General features: G+C 50.7%; 21 protein-coding genes. 13 read left to right on the top strand and 8 right to left on the bottom strand.

What is annotated here, in order from left to right:
* Positions 1-23: 23 nt before the first annotated feature.
* Positions 24-1,175: a C1 family peptidase gene (locus tag DEV76_RS05655; protein ID WP_232826885.1), complete on the top strand. Its 1,152-nt coding sequence runs from the start codon at positions 24-26 to the stop codon at positions 1,173-1,175.
* 81 nt (positions 1,176-1,256) lie between these two features.
* Here DEV76_RS05655 and DEV76_RS05650 read toward each other — a convergent pair whose 3' ends face one another.
* Complete coding sequence (locus DEV76_RS05650) at positions 1,257-1,874, bottom strand: L-threonylcarbamoyladenylate synthase (RefSeq protein ID WP_109695989.1); 618 nt, start codon at positions 1,872-1,874, stop codon at positions 1,257-1,259.
* Positions 1,875-1,985: 111 nt separating this feature from the next.
* Here DEV76_RS05650 and mtgA point away from each other — a divergent pair, with 111 nt between their 5' ends.
* Positions 1,986-2,693 (top strand): monofunctional biosynthetic peptidoglycan transglycosylase, encoded by a 708-nt coding sequence (gene mtgA, locus DEV76_RS05645; RefSeq protein WP_109695987.1) that lies wholly within the window; start codon positions 1,986-1,988, stop codon positions 2,691-2,693.
* Positions 2,694-2,842: 149 nt separating this feature from the next.
* Here the strand turns inward: mtgA and DEV76_RS05640 are convergent, their stop codons facing one another.
* The 4 genes from DEV76_RS05640 to DEV76_RS05625 form a co-directional block, all read right to left on the bottom strand.
* Complete coding sequence (locus tag DEV76_RS05640; RefSeq protein WP_109695984.1) at positions 2,843-3,364, bottom strand: AAA family ATPase; 522 nt, start codon at positions 3,362-3,364, stop codon at positions 2,843-2,845.
* The gene (pnuC, locus tag DEV76_RS05635; RefSeq protein ID WP_109695982.1) at positions 3,361-3,984 is read right to left on the bottom strand and encodes a nicotinamide riboside transporter PnuC; all 624 of its coding nucleotides are present in this window, start codon (positions 3,982-3,984) and stop codon (positions 3,361-3,363) included. Before pnuC ends, DEV76_RS05640 begins: the two co-directional genes overlap by 4 nt.
* A gap of 45 nt (positions 3,985-4,029) precedes the next feature.
* Positions 4,030-5,703: a PNGase F N-terminal domain-containing protein gene (locus tag DEV76_RS05630; RefSeq protein ID WP_109695980.1), complete on the bottom strand. Its 1,674-nt coding sequence runs from the start codon at positions 5,701-5,703 to the stop codon at positions 4,030-4,032.
* A gap of 360 nt (positions 5,704-6,063) precedes the next feature.
* Positions 6,064-6,645 carry a NifU family protein gene (locus tag DEV76_RS05625; protein WP_109695977.1) on the bottom strand — a complete coding sequence of 194 codons (582 nt, stop codon included), beginning with the start codon at positions 6,643-6,645 and terminating at the stop codon, positions 6,064-6,066.
* Between the two features lie 95 nt (positions 6,646-6,740).
* Here DEV76_RS05625 and DEV76_RS05620 point away from each other — a divergent pair, with 95 nt between their 5' ends.
* On the top strand, positions 6,741-7,193 hold the full coding sequence (locus DEV76_RS05620; protein WP_109696682.1) for a methylglyoxal synthase: 453 nt from the start codon (positions 6,741-6,743) through the stop codon (positions 7,191-7,193).
* Between the two features lie 201 nt (positions 7,194-7,394).
* Here DEV76_RS05620 and DEV76_RS05615 read toward each other — a convergent pair whose 3' ends face one another.
* Positions 7,395-8,402 carry a DUF3500 domain-containing protein gene (locus DEV76_RS05615; RefSeq protein WP_109695975.1) on the bottom strand — a complete coding sequence of 336 codons (1,008 nt, stop codon included), beginning with the start codon at positions 8,400-8,402 and terminating at the stop codon, positions 7,395-7,397.
* Positions 8,403-8,500: 98 nt separating this feature from the next.
* On the opposite strand from DEV76_RS05615, the gene DEV76_RS05610 reads away from it, so the two are divergent.
* The 3 genes from DEV76_RS05610 to DEV76_RS05600 all read left to right on the top strand — a co-directional run bounded on the left by DEV76_RS05610 (position 8,501) and on the right by DEV76_RS05600 (position 16,370).
* Positions 8,501-10,042: a glycoside hydrolase family 10 protein gene (locus DEV76_RS05610; protein ID WP_109696680.1), complete on the top strand. Its 1,542-nt coding sequence runs from the start codon at positions 8,501-8,503 to the stop codon at positions 10,040-10,042.
* A gap of 290 nt (positions 10,043-10,332) precedes the next feature.
* Positions 10,333-14,862: a glutamate synthase large subunit gene (gene gltB / locus DEV76_RS05605; protein WP_109695973.1), complete on the top strand. Its 4,530-nt coding sequence runs from the start codon at positions 10,333-10,335 to the stop codon at positions 14,860-14,862.
* A gap of 32 nt (positions 14,863-14,894) precedes the next feature.
* Positions 14,895-16,370 (top strand): glutamate synthase subunit beta, encoded by a 1,476-nt coding sequence (locus DEV76_RS05600; protein ID WP_109695972.1) that lies wholly within the window; start codon positions 14,895-14,897, stop codon positions 16,368-16,370.
* A gap of 178 nt (positions 16,371-16,548) precedes the next feature.
* Here DEV76_RS05600 and DEV76_RS05595 read toward each other — a convergent pair whose 3' ends face one another.
* Complete coding sequence (locus DEV76_RS05595; protein ID WP_109695970.1) at positions 16,549-16,815, bottom strand: hypothetical protein; 267 nt, start codon at positions 16,813-16,815, stop codon at positions 16,549-16,551.
* 9 nt (positions 16,816-16,824) lie between these two features.
* Here DEV76_RS05595 and DEV76_RS05590 point away from each other — a divergent pair, with 9 nt between their 5' ends.
* The 3 genes from DEV76_RS05590 to DEV76_RS05580 all read left to right on the top strand — a co-directional run bounded on the left by DEV76_RS05590 (position 16,825) and on the right by DEV76_RS05580 (position 19,207).
* Positions 16,825-17,649 carry a terpene synthase family protein gene (locus tag DEV76_RS05590; protein ID WP_157962732.1) on the top strand — a complete coding sequence of 275 codons (825 nt, stop codon included), beginning with the start codon at positions 16,825-16,827 and terminating at the stop codon, positions 17,647-17,649.
* 152 nt (positions 17,650-17,801) lie between these two features.
* Positions 17,802-18,647 (top strand): KPN_02809 family neutral zinc metallopeptidase, encoded by an 846-nt coding sequence (ypfJ, locus tag DEV76_RS05585; protein WP_109695966.1) that lies wholly within the window; start codon positions 17,802-17,804, stop codon positions 18,645-18,647.
* On the top strand, positions 18,644-19,207 hold the full coding sequence (locus DEV76_RS05580; RefSeq protein WP_109695959.1) for a putative glycolipid-binding domain-containing protein: 564 nt from the start codon (positions 18,644-18,646) through the stop codon (positions 19,205-19,207). The genes ypfJ and DEV76_RS05580 overlap by 4 nt, the downstream gene beginning before the upstream one ends.
* Here the strand turns inward: DEV76_RS05580 and DEV76_RS05575 are convergent.
* On the bottom strand, positions 19,189-20,262 hold the full coding sequence (locus DEV76_RS05575) for a lipase family protein (protein ID WP_109695957.1): 1,074 nt from the start codon (positions 20,260-20,262) through the stop codon (positions 19,189-19,191). The genes DEV76_RS05580 and DEV76_RS05575 overlap by 19 nt on opposite strands.
* Before the next feature lie 85 nt (positions 20,263-20,347).
* Between DEV76_RS05575 and DEV76_RS05570 the strand changes: the two genes are divergently transcribed.
* From DEV76_RS05570 to DEV76_RS05555, 4 genes are all read left to right on the top strand, one after another.
* On the top strand, positions 20,348-20,845 hold the full coding sequence (locus DEV76_RS05570) for a GNAT family N-acetyltransferase (protein WP_109695955.1): 498 nt from the start codon (positions 20,348-20,350) through the stop codon (positions 20,843-20,845).
* 8 nt (positions 20,846-20,853) lie between these two features.
* Positions 20,854-21,225, top strand: coding sequence for a septal ring lytic transglycosylase RlpA family protein (locus DEV76_RS05565; protein ID WP_109695953.1), 372 nt, complete (start codon positions 20,854-20,856; stop codon positions 21,223-21,225).
* 107 nt (positions 21,226-21,332) lie between these two features.
* Positions 21,333-21,812 (top strand): hypothetical protein, encoded by a 480-nt coding sequence (locus DEV76_RS05560; protein ID WP_157962731.1) that lies wholly within the window; start codon positions 21,333-21,335, stop codon positions 21,810-21,812.
* Positions 21,813-21,897: 85 nt separating this feature from the next.
* On the top strand, positions 21,898-23,151 hold the full coding sequence (locus tag DEV76_RS05555; protein WP_109695949.1) for a DUF3472 domain-containing protein: 1,254 nt from the start codon (positions 21,898-21,900) through the stop codon (positions 23,149-23,151).
* Positions 23,152-23,250 lie beyond the last annotated feature (99 nt).

Here is a 23,250-nt window from a genome sequence, read left to right as displayed (position 1 = left end):
TGCCGCCTAAATCTGCAAGAAATATGAGCATGAAGACTTGGATGACCGGGCTGGCCCTTTGCGCCAGCACCGCCGCCATGGCACAAACGATGCCGCTTACCAATAAAGAGGGCAGTCAGTATCAGTTTACCATCCTCAAAAGCCAGGATGCGTTTGCCGTACAAAATCAGGGTCAAACCGGCACCTGCTGGTCTTTCTCCGGCCTTTCCTTCTTTGAGTCGGAACTCCTCCGTACCGGTAAAGGCAAAGATCTTAACCTCAGTGAAATGTTTGTGGTACGGAAAATGTACCCCCTCAAAGCCGCTAACTACGTTCGTATGCACGGCAAGGCCAACTTCGGCGAAGGCGGCGGTTTCCCCGACGATCTGCTCTGCCTGAAGCAATTCGGCCTCGTACCGCAGGATGCTTACGACGGCAAACGGGAGAAATCTTATAACCATGCCGAAATGCTGGGCCTCCTCGAAGGAATGGTTAAATCCCTCGGCGATGCAAAAACCGTGAACCCTGCCTGGCAGAAAGCCTTCAACGGTGTGCTCGATGCTTATATCGGCGATGCGCCCGAACAATTCCAGTATAAAGGCAAATCTTATACTCCACAGTCTTTCGCGAAAGAACTCGGCCTCAATGCCGACGATTACGTAATCATCTCCTCATTCAACCACCACCCTTTCTATTCCCAGTTTGTACTGGAAGTACCTGATAACTGGAATTGGGAGAAAGTATACAACGTTCCCCTGAACGAGTTTACCCAGATCGCAGAACAGGCCGTACTTAATGGCTACACCCTTGCATGGGCTGCCGATGTGAGCGAAAGAGGATTTTCTTTTAAAGACGGCCTTGCTATCGTTCCTGAAAAAGAATGGGGTGATTACTCCGATGCAGAGCGCCAGTCGCTTTTCACCAAACCTGCAAAGGAAAAAGCCATCACACAGGAAAACCGCCAGCTCGCTTTCGATAACTTCGAAACGCAGGACGATCATGGCATGCACATTACCGGCCTGGCCAAAGATCAGGAAGGTAAAAACTACTTCATCGTGAAAAACTCCTGGGGGGCAACCAACGGTTGCGGCGGTTACTTCTACGCCTCCGTTCCCTACTTCGCTTACAAGTCTACCTGCTACATGGTAAACAAGAAAGCGATCCCCGCAGCACTCGCGAAGAAAATGGGTATCTAATCGTACTGAAAGATATTACAGAAAAAGGCGCCTCCTGACGGGGCGCCTTTTTCTATTCCTGATATTGTTGTTCCTTTATCGTTAGCTGACAGCCTCCCAATCGCCCGCACCTTCGCGGACAACCACGGGTTCAGGCCCGGTACAGTCTATCACGGTAGACATGAGTACGCCACCCGGACCACCATCCACTACTATATCCACCAGTTTTCCAAACTTGTCGTGGATGATCTCCGGATCGGTATATTCTTCCACATATTCATCTATCGGGAGCGATGCGCTCATTACCGGGTTACCCAGTTCCTTCACCAAAGTGCGGCAAATGAGATTGTCGGGCACACGGATACCCACGGTATCGCGTTTCGTTTTTAACAACTTTGGCACCTGGCGGCTGGCTGGCAAAATAAAGGTGTATGGACCGGGAAGTGCTTTCTTTAGAATACGGAACAGTGGTGTATCCACACTTTTCGTGTAATCGGTGAGATGGCTCAGGTCGTAGCAAATAAAGGAAAAATGTGATTTCTTTGGATCGATCCCCTTTATTCTCGCGATCCGCTCTACGGCTTCCGGCTTGAAAATATCGCAGCCGATCCCATACACCGTGTCTGTCGGATATATCACCACTCCTCCGTCGCGCAGGCATTCGATGATCGTTTTCAGGTTACGCGGGTTCGGGTTTTGCGGATGCAGTTCCAGTCTCATATTCCTTTAGTTTATATTAATAACAAACATTTGCCGGGCAATGTTGGCCGGTAAATTACGACCGTATCTATAATCTTGCTAACTTTCCGCCCTGTTTTGAAATCAAACCGGATGAAATTAAAAGGAATCGTCCCGAGGACGTGTAGGATCATCAAGCGAGTATTCCTCATTCTCTTTATTGCCCAACTGTTGTACATCATCCTGCTGCGCTGGGTAAACCCGCCAATTACCATGACGATGATTGGCAGTTGGTTTTCCCTTATCGGCACCGATAAACCTTTTCAGCGCGATTATGTGCGGCTCGATGAAATGTCGCAGCACATAAAGCTTGCCGTGATCGCCAGTGAAGATCAGCTGTTCCCCGACCATGATGGTTTCGATTTCAAGTCTATCGAAAAAGCCCTGAAGCATAACCAGAAAAGTAAAAAAATAAGAGGCGGCTCCACCATCAGCCAGCAGGTTGCCAAAAACGTGTTTCTCTGGCAGGGGCGCAGCTGGGTCCGGAAAGGCCTGGAAGTCTATTTTACTTTCATGATCGAAAAACTCTGGAGCAAACAGCGCATCCTCGAAATGTACCTGAACGTGGCAGAAACCGGGGAAGGCATCTTTGGTGTAGAAGCTGCCGCGCAGGCCAACTATAAAAAACCTGCCAGCAACCTTAACCGTGAAGAAGCGGCTATGATCACCGCTTGTCTTCCAAACCCGGTAAAGTACACCGTTAACCCGCCCGCCCGAATTACCTCATGGCGGCAGAAACGCATCCTTCAGCAAATGCGTAATCTCAACGGAGATCCCGACATTGCAGAACTTATCAAGTAGGCCTTATTCCCGCTCAATTTCATATTTGTGTATTTCTTCCACTAATTTAAAATCGGGCTTTTTTAAAAATCGGGGGAATTGTGTCAAATCACCAGAAAGCTTAGCAGTAAGGGTTTCAGCGAACCAGTGTAAAAAAGGGCCTTTCTACTCTATTTTTTCATCATTTCACGCACAGCCTCGGCTGCAGACCGGAGTCTTTGGTCATAATCACCCCTGATATCTGCCCAGGGAGTTCCGGAATTGATCACAATGTCGCGGTAAATATTATAATAGTAAGTGCGTTCTTCGGGGAGGGGGTGTTCCCGGAGCGGGTCATCTTCCCAGGGAATATCGATATAGGTAAGTAAATACCCGTCGTACTTTCTTTGAGCAATGAGCTCCAGAATGCGCGGGTCGCAGTCGCCATACTTGGCTTCGCTCCAAACTTTGATGACGTAAAGATCGGTGTCGCAAACAATCAGTTCCTTTCCTCGTGCAGCAGCAGCATCTTCAGCCGCCAGCTGCCCCTGCGCCATGTGCCACAGATCTTCCTGTATGTAAGGCCTGCCCAGTGTTTCCAGGTAAGTGCGTGCATACTCAGGCACCCATTCCGTTTTATACAGGGCAGCCAGTTGCTGGCTGAGGGTACTCTTCCCGGTAGACTCCGGGCCTATGACAACGATTCTCTTCACACAGGTTCGTTTAGCTGTTCGCGGTAGATGCGGCGCCAGTGGAAATATCCGTTGACGGCCACGATGAACAAAATTACGGTTAATACCGCTGTTGGTGCAAGTCCTTTGTAGAGCAAAAGCGGAACGGCAATGAAATTCGAAACATTCAGCATCAGCCAGTTCTCGATCTTCCGCTTCGCCAGCAGCCACATGCCACTCCATGCCGTAGCCGATACCAGCGCATCCAGTACCGGAACCGTACTGTCTGTATACGTTTTAAGTACAAACCAGATAAACAGCCAGCCTACAGCTACGATGCCAATGGCAATCTGCCAGTCGCGCCGGTTCATCCATGAAATCTCTACCACGCTGGTCCCGTTCCTTTGCCGCGTCCAGTTATACCAGCCGTATACGCTCATGATGAAATAATAAGCATTTAGTCCTGCTTCCGCATATAACCCTACAGCGGGTTGTGCGAACAGAAATGTATAGATACCGGTACTGATGAGTCCGGTGGGGTATACCCATATGCTGTTGGCGCGCGAACAAAAAACGCTGATGATACCGAAAATCACGCCGGTGGCTTCCTGCCACGTCATTAGTCTGAAACCGTCTATTACTTCCTGAAAGAATGTTGCCATATAAAGTAAAAAAGGCCGCCATGGCGGCGGCCCTTGTTAATAATCTTACTCCTGATCGCCGATCAGCACCCCGGAAACATTCCAGAAACTGAAGCTGCCGCCTTCGGGTTTCCCCAGCGGTATCGTTACCTGGATGGTATGTTTGCCCGGTGTGAGCTGCGGCAAAGGTACATCAACCGGCAATGTTAAAGTACCGGGGCACCAGTTAGAGCGGCTTAAATCTGATGAAGAAAGGCCGTTGCCGAAATTGCCCGACGCAGGGTTCAGCAGGCGGTAGGTAGCACAATCTTCTCTCCAGGGGAAGAAATGATAGGCACGCTGGCCGTCCACAAATATTTCGTTGAGCTTGGGGTTAAACTCATCGCCGCCGCCCCAGCCGCCATGGCCGGTTGTAATATAGCGCAGCTTAAGGTTTTTCACACCCTGTGGTACTTCCACCGTCACTGTCAGCGAATCCTGGTCGAAGAAGGTGGCATATTCCTGTCCGGCCATTTCCATCACATTGGTAGAGTTAAACACCGGTTGTACCCACTTCTTAGGCTCGGGGCGGCCTTCGCCACCATCATAGCCGGGGTAATATTTGAAGGAAAGACTGGCTTTGTGCCCGCCTTTGTCGTAGTTGCCAATGTAAATACCGATATAAACATCGCCCTGCAGGCGGGGAGCCAGGTCGGTAATATCCTGTTTGAACACAGCAGAGTCTGCCCAGTTATACCCTTCTATCTGCACCTGTTTGTTGAACTGGCGAACGCCGAAGGGTGTGAAGAAGCGCATTACTTCGAGCGGGGCATTGTAATCGTCTGTAGAAACATAGCCCTGATAGGTTTTCCCGTTGCGGCCTTTGAAAGAAGGCAATACACCGGCGCCTTTCTCCAGTCCTTCCAGGAAGCTGCGGGCTTTGTCTGTAGGCACTACGAATACTGAACCCGTACGGTCATATGCATCGCCGTTGGAATATTGCACCAGTTCCGCGAAGAGGCGCTGGCCGCCTTTTACTGCGGGAAGATTTATTTTCTTCAGTATCACGGTGCCGCCTGCGAAATGGTAGGTTGCATTCAGCGGGTAGCCGGTAGGGTTATCAATCTTGTTTCCCCAGCTGATTTGCTCCTGTTCGAAGATGGGCAGGGTAGCATAACGGCTGTCTATCACCTGACGCTGATAAGCCGGTTCGGACACGAGTTTGCCCCAGGATGCAGGCCATTTCAGTTCTTCATTCGTTACTTTCCGGTATTCCACCTTTTTAGCGAAGGTTTCGCTGTTACCGTTGCGGACGATCTTGAGGATCAGGCCCAGACCCGGTGCAATAGAAATCTGCGGGCTTCCTTTGATGGCAAGAGCGTCGGTATACCAGATCTCGATGGTATTGGAACGGATGATGGCTTTCGCCTTTTTGCAGGGGATGCCTGCCACGGTATCAATACCCGGGAGCAGTTCGGGCTTCACATATTCACCGAAAGGTTTCTTCAATGTGAAAGTGCCGCCTTTACCCTGAAGGAGCTGGTAGGTTGCTTTGTCTGCATAGCTGAGATATTGCAGTTCCGTTTGCCGTCCGTTGGGGACCACGGTTACGCGCTTGCCCTGAATGAGGAGTGTTTGTTCGCCACGGCCTTCTTTTCCGTTGTTACGGAAACCGTAGGTCACCACGGCGTCTGTCTGCTGCGCAATTGCGGAAATACCCGCCAGCGCCAGCGTGCATCCGATGAAAAATCCTTTAATCATTATTCACTGTTTGATGTTGCAAATGTGCAAAGCCCCAAATCTACACAACAAAACGAAAAACGGGGCATCTGCATGATGAAAGTAGGCAGGTAAGGATATGTGGCCAAATGAAATGGCCGTTTTGGCCGCTTTTGGCCGTTTTGGGGTGCGATTCCTGCCTCTTGACTGCCTTGTCACTGCCTTTGGGATACCTTTCTACTAGGTGCAGACTGCCTTTACACTACCTTTAGACGGCCTCCAGAGTACGTGTTGACTGCCTTTTTCAGTATTTCTGACATCTTTTTAGAAGGGGGTACATAGCAAAGGGGCCGCCTCTGTATGAGACGGCCCCTTTAACACTATCATTCACTCAACTATGGCTTATTCAGTTTCGGCTACCACTTCCTTTACTTCGGGGATCATGCGTTTCATGATTCCTTCGATGCCGGATTTGAGGGTGATCATGGAAGACGGGCAACCGGAGCAGGAACCCTGCAGGATTACCGTAACCACGCCATCTTCGTAGTTTTTGAACTGGATGGCGCCGCCGTCCATTTCAACAGCGGGCTTCACGGCGTTTTCCAGCAGTTCTTTGATCCGCTGAACTACGTCGCTTTCGTCGCCGCTCATAACCGGAGCCGCTTTAATTTCATCTTCGTTGATCACCGCACGGTTATCTTCCAGGTATTCTTTGAGGAACTGGCGGATGGTGGGGATCACGTCTGCCCAATCGGTATCGTTTGTTTTCGTGAGCGTCACAAAGTTGCTCGCGATGAAAACGCCACGGATGAAGGGGAATGTGAAGAGCTCGGCTGCGAGGGGGCTCGGGCCGGTGCTGGCTGCATCGGGAAAATCGATGGATTTATTCGGATACAGGAGCTTGTTCGCCACAAACTTCATCGTTTCCGGATTCGGCGTCATTTCCGTATAGATACTGATGATGGGATTTCCTGTTTTGATCATTATTAGTCCAATTTTATCTCTTGCAAAATTAACAAAATTTGGCGAGAATGCCCGGCGGAACTTGTATCCTCAGGAAACAGGCATATTTTTGCAATATGTCACAGACTAAAACCCTGCATGCCCGCAAAAGGATAGCACTGATTGCGCACGATCATAAGAAAGCGGAACTGCTGGAATGGGCGGTGTACAACAAAACCGTGCTTGCACGTCATGAATTGTATGCTACCGGTACTACGGGAAAGATTATCGAAGAGGCGCTCGACGTTTCTGTCCGCAAGCTGCTCAGCGGCCCGCTTGGCGGCGATCAGCAGATAGGCGCAGCTGTGGCCGAAGGCCGTATCGATGTAATTATCTTCTTCTGGGATCCTATGGAGGCCCTGCCCCACGATCCGGACATTAAAGCCCTGCTGCGGCTGGGCGTGGTTTGGAACATCCCTATGGCCAGCAACCGGGCATCGGCCGATTTCCTGATGACCTCCCCCCTGATGCACCAGGAGTACACCGTGATCCTCCCGGATTATAGCCAATACCTGGGGCGGAAGGTGTAAAAGCCGGGGTTTCCCCAAATTCTACCATAAGTATCTGTAAATCAACCGATACTTAGGATAGTTTCTCCATCCATACTCAATACTGTATCCCTGCTTTACTACTACTAAGCTACTACCACGCTAATACTGTTACAATACGGTTAGAGTACTGTTAGAGCGCGATTAGCGTACGATGAGCGAGTAATTTCCAGGATTATAAAATCAGCGATGTGCGGTTTTGTAATGTTCCTTCAGTGCATCATCCCCAAAATCATTTTTAAGCTCCCGGAATACGGAATGCACATGATTACCATTGTTTTGCGTGTTGTCGTACTCGATCAGGAAGGTAGGCCCCTGAATGCGATAGTAATGACCTTCTCCCCACACCTTTCCGCCAGCCCACGCAAACCGGATGTTCCCAGTACCCGCAGATTCAATCTCTTTCCATAAAATATCTTTCATCAGCCGTGTATACCGGCCAATGTAAACAACTATCAGCGCACGAAGCTGCCGTTGCTGTTCCGGCTTCAGATCCTGCCAGGCTATCCCCGGCGGCTCAAGCTGCCAGGCATTCCGCTTGTTGCCGGTGATAATATCGGCCGGGGCTTTCGTTGCCACTACTGCCACCTGTTGCTGCGTATCGCTCAAACCATTCACCAGCGCAAAAGCCAACACCGTTTCTTCCTTCAGCAGCTGATGCCCTTTGGCCGGGCCTTCCGGTACAATTGCCGGATTAGCCCCGAGGAAACCCGGAGCGGCAGACAGTATCTGTCCTTTGTAAATAGTAAAGTTGAGTGAAACATGATGCCCTTCCATCCGGAGGCCCCACGGAGCTTTGCCATCGGGCACACCAAATACGGCGAAATAAAAATTCCCGGAATCACGGTAAGTATCGTTGAGCGGCCGCTTTTCCACTTCCCGTAAAATCGATTCCAACAACACAACACCCTTCGCTTTGCGGGCGCCCTCTGCACTCAGGCAGAGGTTCACCAGGGCAAATGCCTGCTGCTGTTGCTTTGCAGACATCTCTTTCAGCCTGATGCCAAACCTGTCTTTCGGTACAAAATGCCAGCTGGTTCTTTCCCCGGAATCAAAGCTGGTGGTCATTTTCGCCGCTTTCTCCGGCCCCAGTTCCGCGAGCAGTGCAGTGGCTGCGCGCTCCGGAGATTGAGACCGGGCGGATGATATCATGATAAGTAAAAGAAGACCTGGTAGCAGAAGCTTTTTCATATGCGTGGATTCTTCTTACAAAATACAAATCCTTCCTGCATTTGGGATTTGCCCACCGGAACTTTATTTTCGCAGTTTACGGTAAACCGAAACAGGAAATGGTGAAGTACATATTGACCGGAATATTGCTGTTCGGCGGCCTGCTACGCCCCGCAAAGGCGCAACTGCCTCCTAAAAGGGAGTTCAGGGCTGTCTGGATATCCACGATAGCAAACATCGACTGGCCCTCCCGAAAAGGATTGCCGCCCGAACAACAGCGCGAGGAATTTATTAACCTGCTGGATTTCCACCAGCGGAATGGCATGAACGCCATCATCTTCCAAGTGAGGCCGGCAGCAGATGCCTTCTACCCTTCTCCCTTCGAGCCATGGAGCGAATATCTCACCGGAAAGCAGGGCCAGCCTCCTATGCCGTATTATGACCCGCTGGAGTTCATGATTACGGAAACGCACAAACGTGGGATGGAGTTCCACGCCTGGTTCAACCCTTACCGTGCCGTGGCCAACATCCGCGGCAGCAGCGTGGCAGACAATCACATCTCCCGCACCCGGCCACAGTGGTTCGTTACCTATGGAGACAAGAAGTATTTCGATCCCGGTATTCCGGAAGTCCGCTCATATGTTACAGAATTAATCCGTGACGTGGTAAAGCGATATGATATCGATGCCGTTCATTTCGACGATTACTTTTATCCTTACCGCCTTCCCGGCCGCGACTTTCCCGACCAGGGCTCTTACCGCCTGTATGGCAAAGGCCGCGGTCTCGACGACTGGCGCAGATACAATGTAGACACCATTATCCAGATGCTTAGCAGCACCATCAAGGAAACTAAGCCCTGGGTAAAGTTCGGGATCAGTCCATTCGGCGTATGGCGCAATCAGGACAAAGATTTCCAGGGCTCCCCCACCCGCGCGGGCCTTACCAACTACGACGATCTTTATGCAGATGTTATCAAATGGCAGCGCCTCGGCTGGATCGATTACCTCACTCCGCAGCTCTATTGGGAATTTGGGCACCGCCTGGTTGCATATGAAGTATTGGTAGACTGGTGGTCGAAGCATGCCTACGGCCGCCACATGTATATCGGCCATGGAACCTACCGTATCGGCAGTAGCGCCATGTGGAGAAATCCGCGCGAGCTGCCCAACCAGGTGCTGGCAACACGTGCCTACCAGACGGTTCATGGCAGTGTGTTCTTCAGCAGCAGATCTTTCAACGGCAATCCACTCGGCATAAACGACTCGCTCCATAACCATTTATACCGCTACCCGGCCCTGCTCCCCACAATGCCCTGGCTCGACAATGTGGCACCTAAGGCTCCCTATTTCACTGATGCATTCGAAAAGGCGGGTGGGCTGGAAATACGCTGGGCTGATGATGATACCACGCAGCAGACGCGGAGTTATGTATTATATAAGTTTGAAGAAGGGCAGGTGGTGAATGTGAATGATCCTACAAAGATCCTGTCTATTGTTCAGCAGATGCCGGACCCTGTATTCATAGACCGGTCATATATTAAAGGGCGCAACTATATTTATATCGTTACGGCATTGGACCGTATGCACAACGAGAGCATGATCAGCGATCCGTTGAGGGTAGAATCCGCTAATGGGTCCGTCCACTTTGAGTTTGCGCCATAGGTATTGTTGTTTTTACACAAGTTATTCACGGCCGGGGTTGTACCCCGGCCTTTTTTATGAACCGTCCTGCCCCTACCCGGGGTTCAATTTTTATGTTTATCAAATGAAAGACCTGCCGATTTTAAATTTTTCTAAATTTTCGGGCTTTAATCAAACTTTCTGTAAAATAAACCGCATTCCTTTAGTATCTTTAAACCGTTCCCAAAGCAAAATACGGTGCATAAGCCAGGGCTTAGATGCTTGTGGGCGTAGTGTATCTGATAAAGGATAAAAGGAAAATTTAACAGCCAATGCGAATTGTGAGCCAAGAACAAGGTTTATATCGTCCGGAATTTGAGCACGATGCGTGTGGTACGGGCTTTGCCGCCCATATTAAGGGTCGGAAATCACACCAGATCATCCGCGATGCGTTAACCATGCTGGAAAACATGGAACACCGTGGCGCCTGCGGATGCGAGCGTACCACGGGAGACGGTGCGGGTATCATGATTCAGATGCCGCATGAATTCCTGTATGCCGAATGTCTTAAAATGGGCATCCGCCTTCCGGATGCAGGTAAATATGGTGTAGGGATGGTCTTCTTCCCCAAGGAGCCCCGCTGGCGCGAAGAGTGCCGCGAAATCATCCAGCGATGCGCGGAAAAAGTGGGTCTCGAAATTCTCGGATACCGCAAAGTTCCCGTTCGCCCCGATGGCATTGGTGAAACCGCCCTTTCCGTAGAACCGGAAATCGAACAGCTGTTCATCGCCTGTCCGTATCACATCTCCGATCCGGAAGAATTCGAACGGAAGCTTTTCGTTCTCCGTAATTATATCACTAAAACGGTACGTTGCTCTATTCCGAAAGATAAAGCCGAGATTTACTTCGCTTCCTTCTCCGGTAAAACGATCGTATATAAAGGCCAGCTCACTACTTACCAGGTTGGTCATTATTATCCCGATCTGCGCGACGAGCGTATGGTATCCGCATTCGGTCTTATCCACAGCCGCTTTGCTACCAACACCTTCCCCAGCTGGAAGCTCGCACATCCGTTCCGCTTCATTGCACACAACGGTGAGATCAATACTCTCAAAGGGAACCTCAACTGGCTCCGCGCCGGCGAAAATTCCTTCCTGACCAAGTACTTCTCCAAAGAGGAAATGGAAATGCTCTCCCCCATCGTGGACGAAGGGCAATCCGATTCCGCCTGTCTGGATAACGTGGTAGAGCTCCTCAACCTCACAGGCCGCTCCCTGCCGCATGTGATGATGATGCTCATCCCCGAAGCCTGGGATGGTAACGAAAGCATGGACCCCGTGAAGAAAGCCTTCTACGAATACCATGCTTCCCTCATGGAACCCTGGGACGGGCCCGCTTCCATCTCCTTCACCGACGGTAAAATCATCGGCGCCACCCTCGACCGGAACGGCCTCCGCCCTTCCCGATTTGTGGTAACGAAAGACGACCGGGTGATCATGGCTTCCGAAGCCGGTGTACTGCCCATCGATCCTAAAAACGTAAAAGAAAAAGGCCGCCTGCAACCTGGTAAAATGTTTATCGTAGACATGGACCAGGGCCGCATCATCGGCGACGAAGAGCTGAAGCAGGCTATCTGCTCCGCCCAGCCCTACGCCGAATGGCTTAATAAATATAAGATCCGCCTCGACGAACTGCCTGAGCCCCGCGTAACTTTCACGCACCTCGAGCACGAGCAGATCTTTAAGTACCAACGTGCATTCGGTTATTCTACCGAAGATCTGGAAGCGATCATTTCACCGATGGCTATCGACGGTAAAGAGCCGATCGGCTCCATGGGTACAGATGTTCCCCTGGCAATCCTCAGCGATCAGCCCCAGCACCTGACGAGCTACTTCAAGCAGCTGTTCGCCCAGGTAACCAACCCGCCTATCGATCCTATCCGGGAAAGACTGGTAATGTCGCTGGCTACATTCCTTGGCAACAACGGTAACCTGCTCGACGAGGATCCGCTGCACTGTCACTCTGTTGCTTTGCCGCACCCTGTATTGAACAACTACGAGCTGGAGAAAATCCGCAGTATCGACACCGGTATTTTCCAGGCTAAAACTTTACATACCTATTTCAAGGCCGACGGTAAGCCCGGCTCCCTTGAGAAAGGCCTCGCCCGTCTCTGCCGTTATGCGGTAGATGCGGTGGAAGATGGTTTTGAGGTGATCATCCTCTCCGACCGTGCCCTGGATTCAGAGCATGCCGCCATCCCCAGCCTTATGGCGGTTTCCGCTGTGCACCACCACCTGATCCGCAAAGGTTACCGTGGCCAGGTAGGTATCGTGGTAGAAGCCGGCGATGTTTGGGAAGTACATCATTTCGCCTGCCTCCTTGGCTTCGGCGCTACCGCCATCAACCCGTATCTGGCACTTTCCACCATCCGCGACCTGCGGCTGCGCGGTAAGATACAGTCGGAGCTGGATGTGGATAAACTGAAGAAGAATTACGTTAAAGCAGTTTGCGAAGGATTGCTGAAAGTATTCTCCAAGATGGGTATCTCTACCCTGCAGTCTTACCAGGGTGCACAGATCTTCGAGATCCTCGGTATCAATAAATCTGTTGTAGACAAATACTTCACCGGAGCCGTATCCCGCATTCAAGGGCTTGGCCTCGATGAGATCGCGCAGGAAACCCTCGCGAAGCACTGGATGGGTTACGGCCGTAAGGAAACGCCTGTTCAGCGCCTCACTACGGGCGGTGTATACCAATGGAAACGGAAAGGTGAATTCCATCTTTTCAATCCTACCACCATCCACCTGCTGCAGTATTCAACCCGCATGAACGATTATGGCTTATTTAAAAAATACTCCAAAGCCGTAAACGATCAGAGCGAGAAAGCCGCTACACTGCGCAGCATGCTCACCTTCAAGCGCAACCGCAACCCGGTGCCAATTGAAGAAGTGGAATCTGCACAGAGCATCCTGAAACGCTTTGCCACAGGCGCGATGAGCTTCGGCTCCATCAGCCACGAAGCACACTCCACCCTCGCTGTTGCTATGAACCGCATAGGCGCGAAAAGCAATACGGGTGAAGGCGGGGAAGATGAAATGCGTTATGAAGTGCTGCCCAACGGCGACTCCATGCGCTCCGCCATCAAACAGGTAGCCTCCGCACGTTTCGGCGTTACGAGCTACTACCTCACCAATGCGGACGAGCTGCAAATTAAAATGGCGCAAGGCGCGAAGCCCGGAGAGGGCGGCCAGTTGCCCGGTCATAAAGTGGACGAATGGATCGGTAAGGTTCGTCATGCCACTCCCGGTGTAGGCCTTATTTCTCCGCCGCCACACCACGATATTTACTCTATCGAAGATCTTGCCCAGCTGATCTTTGACCTGAAGAATGCTAACCGCGCAGCGCGTATCAGTGTTAAGCTGGTATCCAAAGCCGGTGTGGGCACCATCGCCGCAGGCGTTGCAAAAGCACATGCCGATGTGATCCTGGTATCGGGCCACGATGGCGGTACCGGTGCTTCACCCATCAGCTCCATCAAGCACGCAGGCCTGCCCTGGGAGCTGGGCCTGGCGGAAACGCACCAAACCCTTGTCCGTAACAAACTCCGCAGCCGCGTAGTGGTACAAACCGATGGCCAGCTTAAAACTGCCCGCGACATCGCTATCGCTACCCTGCTGGGTGCTGAAGAATGGGGCGTGGCTACCGCCGCACTGGTGGTAGAAGGCTGTATCATGATGCGCAAATGCCATCTCAATACCTGCCCTGTTGGCGTTGCCACACAGGATCCGGATCTGCGCAAACGCTTTAACGGCACTGCAGATGCAGTAGTAAACTTCTTCCAGTTCCTCGTGGCAGAGTTCCGCGAAATCATGGCAGAACTTGGCTTCCGCACTGTACAGGAAATGGTAGGACAGGTAGAAGTGCTGAAAGTGCGCGATAACATCGACCACTGGAAACTGAAACATCTCGACCTTTCTCCCGTGCTGTACCGCGAACCGGCTTCCGACGAAACAGGACTCTACAAACAGGAAGAACAGGACCACGGTTTGGCCGAAGTGCTCGACTGGCAATTGCTCAAAGCCGCCAAAGATGCACTTGAAAGCAAAACCCGTGTGTTTGGTCAATATAAAGTGAAGAACACCGACCGTACGGTAGGAACGATCCTTTCCAACGAAATCTCCAAGAGCTACAAGAGCGAAGGGCTTCCAGAGGATACGATCCATTTCAAATTCACCGGTTCTGCCGGCCAGAGCTTCGGCGCTTTCAACACGAAAGGCGTTACGCTCGAACTGGAAGGTGAAGCAAATGACTACTTCGGTAAAGGTCTTTCCGGCGCCAAGCTCATCCTCTATCCTTCTACGGAAGCAGGATTCAAGGCGGAAGAGAATATCATCGCAGGCAACGTTGCCCTGTATGGTGCCACCTCCGGCGAAGCATTCATCCGCGGTAAAGCCGGCGAACGCTTCTGTGTCCGCAACTCCGGCGCTACCGTTGTAACAGAAGGTACCGGCGACCATGGTTGTGAATACATGACCGGCGGCCGCGCAGTTATCCTTGGTGAAACGGGCCGCAACTTCGGTGCGGGCATGAGCGGTGGTATCGCCTTCGTGTACGATGTGAAAAACAACTTCGCCAATCAGTGCAATCCGGAAATGATCGACCTCGATCCTCTCGGAGAAGAAGATGCCGCACAGCTGCACGACCTGATCACGAAGCATCATGCGTACACCAACAGCACCGTGGCTAAGTTCATTCTCAGCGACTGGGAAAATCAGCTCCGCCATTTCGTGAAAGTATTCCCGAAAGAGTACAAGGCAGCCCTAAAAGCCGCCGCCACAAAAGGTGTTAAAAGCAAAGCGTAACTAATTATTTAAGCGACCAAGCAGAGACAGATATGGGTAAACCAACAGGATTTCTGGAATTTACAAGGGAACTGCCCGGAAAGGCAGACGTTAAGTCCCGCGTAAAACATTATAACGAATTTGTGGAGCGCTTCCCTGAGAATAAGCTCAACGAACAGTCGGCCCGTTGCATGAACTGCGGCGTACCCTTCTGCCACAGCGGATGCCCTCTCGGTAACGTAATCCCCGAATTCAATGATGCGGTATACCGCAAAGACTGGCAGGAAGCATACGATGTGCTTACTTCCACCAACAACTTCCCCGAGTTCACCGGCCGCATATGTCCCGCGCCGTGCGAAAGCGCCTGCGTACTGGGCATCAACCAGCCGCCGGTAGCCATCGAGGAAATCGAGAAACATATCATTGAAATAGCTTTCGATAAAGGGCTGGTTAAAGCCAAGGTACCCCGCATCCGCACCGGCAAGAAAGTTGCCGTGATAGGTTCCGGTCCCGCAGGCCTTGCAGCCGCTGCACAACTCAATTACGCCGGCCACCTGGTGACCGTTTTTGAGCGCGACGATAAGCCCGGAGGCCTCCTCCGTTATGGCATCCCCGATTTCAAACTGGAGAAATGGGTGATCGACCGCCGTGTGGCGCTCATGGAAGAAGAAGGTATTACTTTCCAGTGCAATGCCAACGTGGGTGTGAATGTTAGTATCAACGACATTCTTCGCGAATTCAACGCTGTGGTGCTCGCCGGTGGTTCTACTATTCCCCGCGACCTCGCCATTCCCGGACGGGAACTGAAAGGTGTGCATTTCGCCATGGACTTCCTGAAGCAGCAAAACAAGCGCGTAGGTAATTCAAAAATAGAAGGAGAAGATATCATCGCCAAAGGCAAGAACGTAGTTGTGATCGGCGGTGGAGACACCGGCTCCGACTGTGTGGGCACCTCCAACCGTCACGGCGCAAAAAGCATCGCCCAGCTGGAGCTGATGCCCAAGCCTCCCGGAGACCGCAGCCCTTACATGCCATGGCCAACTTACCCTATGGTACTCAAAACGTCTTCTTCCCATGAAGAAGGTGCAGACCGCCAGTGGGCTATTGCTACCAAAGCCTTCATCGGCGACGATAAAGGCAACCTTACCGGCCTCCAGCTGGTGGACCTTACCTGGTCGTTCGGCGAAGATGGCCGTCCCGGGCGCTTTGTAGAAGTAGCCGGTTCTGAAAGGACCGTGCCCTGCGAACTGGCTTTCCTGGCCATGGGCTTCGTTCATCCCCAATTTAAAGGGATGCTGGAAGACCTGTCTATCGAAACCGATGAGCGCGGTAATGTGAAAGCGACCGAAAAAGAATATCAGACTTCCATACCTAAGGTATTTGCAGCGGGCGATATGCGCCGCGGTCAATCTCTCGTAGTATGGGCCATTAGTGAAGGCAGAGAGTGTGCAAGAAAAGTGGACGAGTTTCTGATGGGTACATCCCAACTGGAAAGCAAAGATCACTCACTGATGTTTCTTTCCATCTGATCTTGAACTTTAAATTTTCTCATAAGCAGGTTTAGATTTTGTTGTAACCTTCAGCCGGGCCGGGTTTTTACCCGGCCTTTACGTTTTTACTGCTGCCCTGTTACGTTTGTGTTTTCGTATCTTTTATAGCGCGATAAGTTAACCATGTACACAACGTTTTGCCATGTCAGCCCCCGCTTCAGACACAGCTGCCGCCGTTCTTGAAAATGTGCGGAATCAATACGCGAAACTCTGCGGAATCCAGCATTATTCCCTGCAGGATCTTTTTTGCCCAGATCACTTCCGGCTCGATACCTGGTGCCGCCATTTTCATCCTCATCCTCAGGCAGAAGAATTGAGTGCTGCAGCCGAAAGTTTTGGCGAACAATACGGCATCTGGCGGGATGATACACGCCATCATATCTCCCGGGCCCTTTTCCTGTATCCGGATGCAGATCCGCTGCATATGTTGAATATGATGAAAATACTGACTGTGGACTTTTATCTGAACGATGTTATGAGGCGTGAAGTGTTTCCTCAGCTAAGCACTACCCGGCAAAGGGATGCAGCCCGTATCTTACGCCGCGTCGGGAAATACGATCCTTCACTAACAATTCCCGCTGGGGTGCTACCGGTAGAATTCGCCAATACCATCGTACTCCGTGATTTCAGGGATACTTCTCACAAAGCATGGTTTAGCCGCTTTCATCAACTTTATACCAAACATGTTTCCGTTCCCCGGCGCAGCTACAATTCTTCCAGCCCAACGATAGAAGAATACATTGAACAACGGATGCATTCCGCAGGGATGCATCACATCGTTATGTGGGTAGAATATGCACATGGTGAATACCTCGACTGGAGCTGGCTTACGGATGCCGGGCTGGATGAGGATTTCAGAAAATTACATTATACCGTGGCTGCATTCGGCGCTTTATCAAACGATCTGTTCTCTTTCGAAAGAGAAGTAATCCACAACGGATCGGATGCAAACCTCATGATGGCTGTGGCCCTTAACGGTAAAGCATATACTTTAACAAATATTATCCGCCAGAGTACCACAATTGTTCGGAGTTACCTGGAAGAATATCTGCGTTTAACCGTTACCTGCAGAAAACGCGTGCAGGTATACGGAATGCTTTTCCCCAAGAAAGCCGCCCTGCTTGAGCGTCACTTTGCAGGACTCGAACGCTGCATGCAGGGGTGCTGGGCATGGCAGGTATACACCCCTCGCTACAAATCGCCCGGCTCCATTTGGCTGGAAACTGCCCTTCAGTCTACAGTAAATATCATGGGTTAGGCGCGTGGGGCAGGCTCCGTATAAGGGGCATAATAAGTTTATTACCCTGCCGAAAAGGCTCTCCTTCCCTAATCCAACCTCCCTTCAGGCCGAAAAGCAGCGGCGCACTCATTTATTTCATAAATTTATAGTACTAACCAAAAGAAAACCATATGCGCTGGCAAGGACGCCGAGAAAGTACAAACGTAGATGACCGCAGAGGATCGGGCCGTGGAGGCCTGGTTGTTGGTGGCGGCATTGGTACCATCGTGATTGCATTGCTGGTTTATTTCCTGGGGGGTGATCCCTCACAGGTAGTAAATATGCAACAATCCACCACCCAGCAAGGCCAGCTCTCCCCAGAACAGGAAGCTCGCGAAGCAGAGGCAGCCAAGTTCACCAAAACCATGCTGGCGGAAACCGAAGACGTGTGGAACAAGATCTTCGCAGAAATGGGCAAGAAATACCAGGAGCCTACTCTCGTTATGTTCACCGGTGCCGTACAGAGCGCCTGCGGAAGTGCTTCCTCCGCATCCGGCCCCTTCTATTGCCCGGCCGATCACCAGGTGTATATCGACCTGTCGTTTTACGACGATCTTAAAAACAACCTTAACGCCCCCGGCGATTTTGCCATGGCCTATGTAATCGCACATGAAGTAGGCCACCATGTCCAGAATCTGTTAGGTATTTCTGAACAGGTTCAGTCTATGCGCGGCCGCCTCAGCGAAACAGAATACAACAAGCTGTCTGTTAAGCTCGAATTACAGGCCGATTTTTATGCAGGGCTCTGGGCGCATTACATGAAGAATATAGCCAATTACATAGAGCCCGGAGATGTTGAGGAAGCCCTTAATGCCGCTAATGCCATCGGAGACGACCGGTTGCAACAGCAATCCAGCGGTCAAGTAGTACCCGATGCATTTACACACGGCACTTCCGCCCAACGCATGTACTGGTTCAAAAAAGGTTTCGAAACCGGCGACATCCGCCAGGGAGACACTTTTAACAGCGCACAATGAAACGTCAGATCGTCTGGAAAGGACTTTTCTACCAAATGATGGAATACTGCAGTATGGATACCTCTGGTACCGACATCCGGATTAACGGAACCATTGTCGGATTTGGGGAAGACACGCCGTTTTCAGTTTCTTACGATATTATCGCCGACCGGGCCTGGCAAATGTCGGGCCTGGAAATGGCCATCGAGCGGGATGGCGATTGCTCCTGGATCTCCCTTCACCGCGACATCAATGGCCAATGGTCCCAAACAGGACATACCCGCAACGAGTGGGATCATTGCATAGATGTAGACATCTCCCTCACCCCGTTTACCAACACCCTCCCCATCCGCCGGCTCAATATTCCCATCGGCGAGCGCGTACAGGTAGATGCGCTTTACATCAATGTCTTTAAAAACGAGATCAAACCCGTTACCCAATTCTACACCCGGCTCAGCGAAAACCGTTACCTCTACGAAGGAGTACTGAAAGACTTTAAAGCCGAGATCACCGTCGATAACGACGGACTTGTAACTGATTACCCCGGAATCTTTTCCAGCGTTCAATCTGGCAGGGAATAATATTTTTTGAGCAGATATAAGTATCGTTCGGGCATGTGGTGAATGAAGATATTCTTACCATCAAATGGAAACTTCTTCTGGTACTCTGCATCCGTCAGTAAAATAACGGGCGAACCGCATGTCATGTAGTTATTGCTGAAAACATATGCAGGCTGCTGCATTTCCTGTAAATGCCTTTTCGATAATTTAAACACGCCGTTGCCAAGCGTTTTACGGAAGCGGCGCACACTGCGGTTCGTAGTACGGGTAAGGCGGTTATAAATGATAGTGCCGTAAAGCCGCACGAAAAATTTCTGCTTCTTCAACTCACCTTTCACGTTCATGAAAGGACTCGGCGTATTAAAATCATGGATGGTTTGCAGAGACAGTGGTGTTTCCGGCACCCAGTCGTCGCTGTTCACAATACGGAATGCCCAGCCATCACGGGTGATGTTGTCGAAGTCGTATGCATAGAAAAGGTTGCCGGGCTTAGGCGCGGCACTGCAATACGTTTTATAGCGGATATCTTTGGGAAGGTCGGGATGATAGTGAAGATATGAACGCAGCAGGAATGCCACTGCTCCGCCCTGGCTGTGCCCCATAATAATAAACTGGCGTGTGCCTTTCGCATAGCGTTCCTTAATATGCGCAATAATATCTGCAGACATGAAGCCAACGGCTACCGTCCACCCCACATGCACGAATGATTTACCTGAATCTGCGGCCAGTTTATAATTCCATCGGGTGCTGTCATTGAGTTGAAGCGTTCCTTCTGCGGGGATCATGGCAGCATAAAAATTCGCTAGCCAGCTTTCCATTTTGGCTACGGTACCACGTATCTGGATTACGTCTACCCCGTCACTTCTTTCCCACAGTATCCATTTATTGTAAAAGCCCACTTCGGGCGAGGTATATAAAAGCCGGTATGCGGCCGGATGATTTTTAATTCCTGCGGTATCTCCATTCTGGTGGAGACTAAGCAGGTCTTTATATTCATTGGCATCGAAACCCGCTTTCAGCTGGGCTTTCACAGGCAGGGTGAACATGGCCGCTAAGACCCATAGGAGAGCACGCATGTGTTTTTTTCCAAACTTAACAAAATTCCCCGGCGTAAAGTTGATATGCTGTAAATTGCAATGTCACCATTTAGCAGCATATCTCATGGTCATTATTACGCAAGCTGCGCCGGATCAGCTTTCCATAGTGCAACAGATCGCTTACGACACCTGGCCGCATACTTTCGGGGAAATACTCTCTCCCGAGCAGATCAATTACATGCTGAAAATGATGTATGATCTGGAAGTACTGCGCGAGCTAACGCTGAAGAAGAATAATGTATTTCTGTTGGCCGCTGCAGACGGGGTTTTCGGAGGTTTCGCATGTTATGAGTTAAACTATAAAGACGAACCGGTATCAAAATTGCACAAGATATACGTGCTCCCTTCCATGCAGGGCAAAAACGTAGGTAAAGCCCTCATCACGGAAGTAGAGCGTATTGCAAAAGAAGCCGGTATGGAAAAGTTATCGCTCAATGTGAACCGCGATAATAAAGCAGCCGGTTTTTATGAGAGAACCGGATTTGTAAAAACCGGGGAGGAAGATATAGACATCGGCAACGGGTTTTTCATGAACGATGCCATCATGACCAAGAAATTGTAAAGCGGAATATGATCCAACGAAAACACCTGCCAACACTCGCAGTGGCTGCATTGCTGTGCTTCAGCTCCTGCGCCCGCCAGATCGCCCAGTCGGGAAAGGCCTCTTTCTATGCTGATAAATTCCAGGGCCGCAAAACCGCCAATGGCGAAACCTTCCGCCAGGGCAAGATGACTGCTGCCCACAAAACGCTTCCTTTCGGTACTAAAGTAAAAGTTACCAATCTCGACAATGGTAAAACCGTAAAAGTCCGGATCAATGACCGTGGCCCTTTTGTGGCCGGGCGCATCATCGACCTTTCAAAGAAAGCAGCGAAGAAGATAGGTATGGTCAATTCCGGGGTGGCCAATGTCAAAATCAAATACAAAAAACCCAAAGGCTGAGTTTCCCTTTCTTTTAACAAATTTTCGTCATATATTCGGGTAAAGTCTCGTGTTCACCTATGGACTACTGGTTCCCAATACCTACAGTTTCCAATGAACTCCCTCCGATGACCAATTTGCCCGCTTACCCGGATTTTACCGTAACCCTTTCCGGAGACGACTGGCGACAGGCAGAATTTGTCAACATCTCCAAACTTAAAATCGTAGGTGCGGAAGTGGACGAAATAAAGGAAATCCATATCAATCACAGCCGCGAAATGGCTGAGGGAACCCGCGCGTTTGGCCATCTTCACATCCGCAAGATTGGTGCCCCCGAACTTTTCATTCCCCTTTTCGAACTCCGCTCTTACCTTAACAGCGATGCGCTGGGAGCTATCGCCATCCACGACCATCCGGGGTTTGTCAAAAATGGTTTCGCTATCGCCTCCCGGGGTGGATGCTATTACGGCACCCAGGAAAATGGTATTGTTAAATCCCTCGCCCTCTGCGATGCCAATGAATGGGCGAAGCACGAAGTGCCGGACATGGTCCGCCATTTTTCCCTCATTTTTGTGGATTGGTGCCAATGTGTTATTCACACCCCGTAATCCCACAACCACTGCTGCGTCTGGATTTTGTCACTTTTAGCAATCGGGTTTGCTTCCCGGCGTTGCGGAGATTTTATTTGTCTTTATGATAAAGCAAAGCTACTCCTTACTCTTCGCCGCATTGCTGGCGTCATCCGACATACAGGCACAAGACCGTGTGGTGATACCCGGTTTCACCGCTTACGCCGATCCCGCAGAAACCGGTGTAGATATTTCCGGCCGCAATGGTGTTGTACGCTGGACCGACAGTTCTAATACCGTTCATTTCTGGTTTCATGCAGCCAATACCGGCGCGCTGAAACTGGGCCTGCAGGCTAAAGCCGATGCGCCCTCTACACTCCGGATTAGCCTGAATGGTACGGAGAAAATTGTTCAGGTACCCGCCGGCAGCGAGTTTGCGGATATTCCCGTGCTTTCTTCCAAACTGAAGAAATCAGGCTTTTACGATATCGCCATCAAAGGCATTTCCAAACAGGGTAATCATTACGCCGATATCAAAGGTGTAACACTCGAAGGTGCCGCTACCAAAGACATTCAATTTAATGCCAAACCCTGGCGCCGCTCCGCATCCGTTCACCTTAACTACACTGCGCCCGAAGGCAAGCAGGTAGAATGGTTCTACGGGGAAATCACCGTTCCTGAAGGGCAGGATAAGATCGGAACTTACTTTATGTCGTGCGGATGGCACCGTGGTTATTTTGGTATGCAGGTGAACGGGCCCGAAGAGAGAAGGATTATCTTCTCCGTTTGGGACGCAGGTAAGGAACCCGACGACAGGGCCAAAGTGCGATATGAAGACCAGGTGACCCTCCTTGGAAAAGGAGATTCTGTGGTTGCCCATGGTTTTGGTGGAGAAGGTACCGGTGGCCACAGCCATTGGGTGTATAACTGGAAAGCCGGACAAACCTATAAATTCCTGATGCACGCCGTACCTAAAGGCGTTACCACACAGTATACCGCTTATTTCTTCGTACCTGAACACAACGAATGGAAGCTCATTGCCTCCTTCCGTGCTCCTAAAGACGGGAAATATATGGGGCATCTTTACTCCTTCCTCGAAAACTTCAGTTTCGAGAATGGCCATATGTACCGTAAGGGCTACTTCGGTAACCACTGGATCAAAACGCCTGAAGGTGAATGGATTGAGCTGACCAAAGCCCGCTTCACAAACGACGCTACGGCCCGCGCCAAAGACCGTCTCGATTTCGGAGGTGGTTCAGAAAACGGTCTTTTTTACCTCTGGACTGCCGGATTCGTTCCTGCAAACGCCAAACTGGGGGATAATTTCGAGCGGCCTGCTATCGGTAAAGCCCCTTTGATAGAGCTGCCTACTTTCTGATTTTCAACATTTCGAATAGGAAAAGCCCTCGAGTGAGGGCTTTTTTTATGCCCTTTAAAGTAAAATAAACTTGTCTCAATGTAAAAGATACTTGACTTT

The organism is Chitinophaga deserti (assembly GCF_003149455.1).
GTDB lineage: Bacteria > Bacteroidota > Bacteroidia > Chitinophagales > Chitinophagaceae > Chitinophaga > Chitinophaga deserti.
Note: the sequence above shows the minus strand (reverse complement) of the source record. Positions and strands in the feature narration are given on the sequence as shown.

Excerpts from the sequence above, each read along its gene's own strand:
- DEV76_RS05655 (WP_232826885.1), top strand. The coding sequence starts at position 24 with ATGAGCATGAAGACTTGGATGACCGGGCTGGCCCTTTGCGCCAGCACC.
- DEV76_RS05650 (WP_109695989.1), bottom strand. The coding sequence starts at position 1,874 with ATGAGACTGGAACTGCATCCGCAAAACCCGAACCCGCGTAACCTGAAA.
- mtgA (WP_109695987.1), top strand. The coding sequence starts at position 1,986 with ATGAAATTAAAAGGAATCGTCCCGAGGACGTGTAGGATCATCAAGCGA.
- pnuC (WP_109695982.1), bottom strand. The coding sequence starts at position 3,984 with ATGGCAACATTCTTTCAGGAAGTAATAGACGGTTTCAGACTAATGACG.
- DEV76_RS05630 (WP_109695980.1), bottom strand. The coding sequence starts at position 5,703 with ATGATTAAAGGATTTTTCATCGGATGCACGCTGGCGCTGGCGGGTATT.
- DEV76_RS05625 (WP_109695977.1), bottom strand. The coding sequence starts at position 6,645 with ATGATCAAAACAGGAAATCCCATCATCAGTATCTATACGGAAATGACG.
- DEV76_RS05620 (WP_109696682.1), top strand. The coding sequence starts at position 6,741 with ATGTCACAGACTAAAACCCTGCATGCCCGCAAAAGGATAGCACTGATT.
- DEV76_RS05615 (WP_109695975.1), bottom strand. The coding sequence starts at position 8,402 with ATGAAAAAGCTTCTGCTACCAGGTCTTCTTTTACTTATCATGATATCA.
- DEV76_RS05610 (WP_109696680.1), top strand. The coding sequence starts at position 8,501 with ATGGTGAAGTACATATTGACCGGAATATTGCTGTTCGGCGGCCTGCTA.
- gltB (WP_109695973.1), top strand. The coding sequence starts at position 10,333 with ATGCGAATTGTGAGCCAAGAACAAGGTTTATATCGTCCGGAATTTGAG.
- DEV76_RS05600 (WP_109695972.1), top strand. The coding sequence starts at position 14,895 with ATGGGTAAACCAACAGGATTTCTGGAATTTACAAGGGAACTGCCCGGA.
- DEV76_RS05595 (WP_109695970.1), bottom strand. The coding sequence starts at position 16,815 with ATGCAGCGGATCTGCATCCGGATACAGGAAAAGGGCCCGGGAGATATG.
- DEV76_RS05590 (WP_157962732.1), top strand. The coding sequence starts at position 16,825 with ATGATGAAAATACTGACTGTGGACTTTTATCTGAACGATGTTATGAGG.
- ypfJ (WP_109695966.1), top strand. The coding sequence starts at position 17,802 with ATGCGCTGGCAAGGACGCCGAGAAAGTACAAACGTAGATGACCGCAGA.
- DEV76_RS05580 (WP_109695959.1), top strand. The coding sequence starts at position 18,644 with ATGAAACGTCAGATCGTCTGGAAAGGACTTTTCTACCAAATGATGGAA.
- DEV76_RS05575 (WP_109695957.1), bottom strand. The coding sequence starts at position 20,262 with ATGCGTGCTCTCCTATGGGTCTTAGCGGCCATGTTCACCCTGCCTGTG.
- DEV76_RS05570 (WP_109695955.1), top strand. The coding sequence starts at position 20,348 with ATGGTCATTATTACGCAAGCTGCGCCGGATCAGCTTTCCATAGTGCAA.
- DEV76_RS05565 (WP_109695953.1), top strand. The coding sequence starts at position 20,854 with ATGATCCAACGAAAACACCTGCCAACACTCGCAGTGGCTGCATTGCTG.
- DEV76_RS05560 (WP_157962731.1), top strand. The coding sequence starts at position 21,333 with ATGACCAATTTGCCCGCTTACCCGGATTTTACCGTAACCCTTTCCGGA.
- DEV76_RS05555 (WP_109695949.1), top strand. The coding sequence starts at position 21,898 with ATGATAAAGCAAAGCTACTCCTTACTCTTCGCCGCATTGCTGGCGTCA.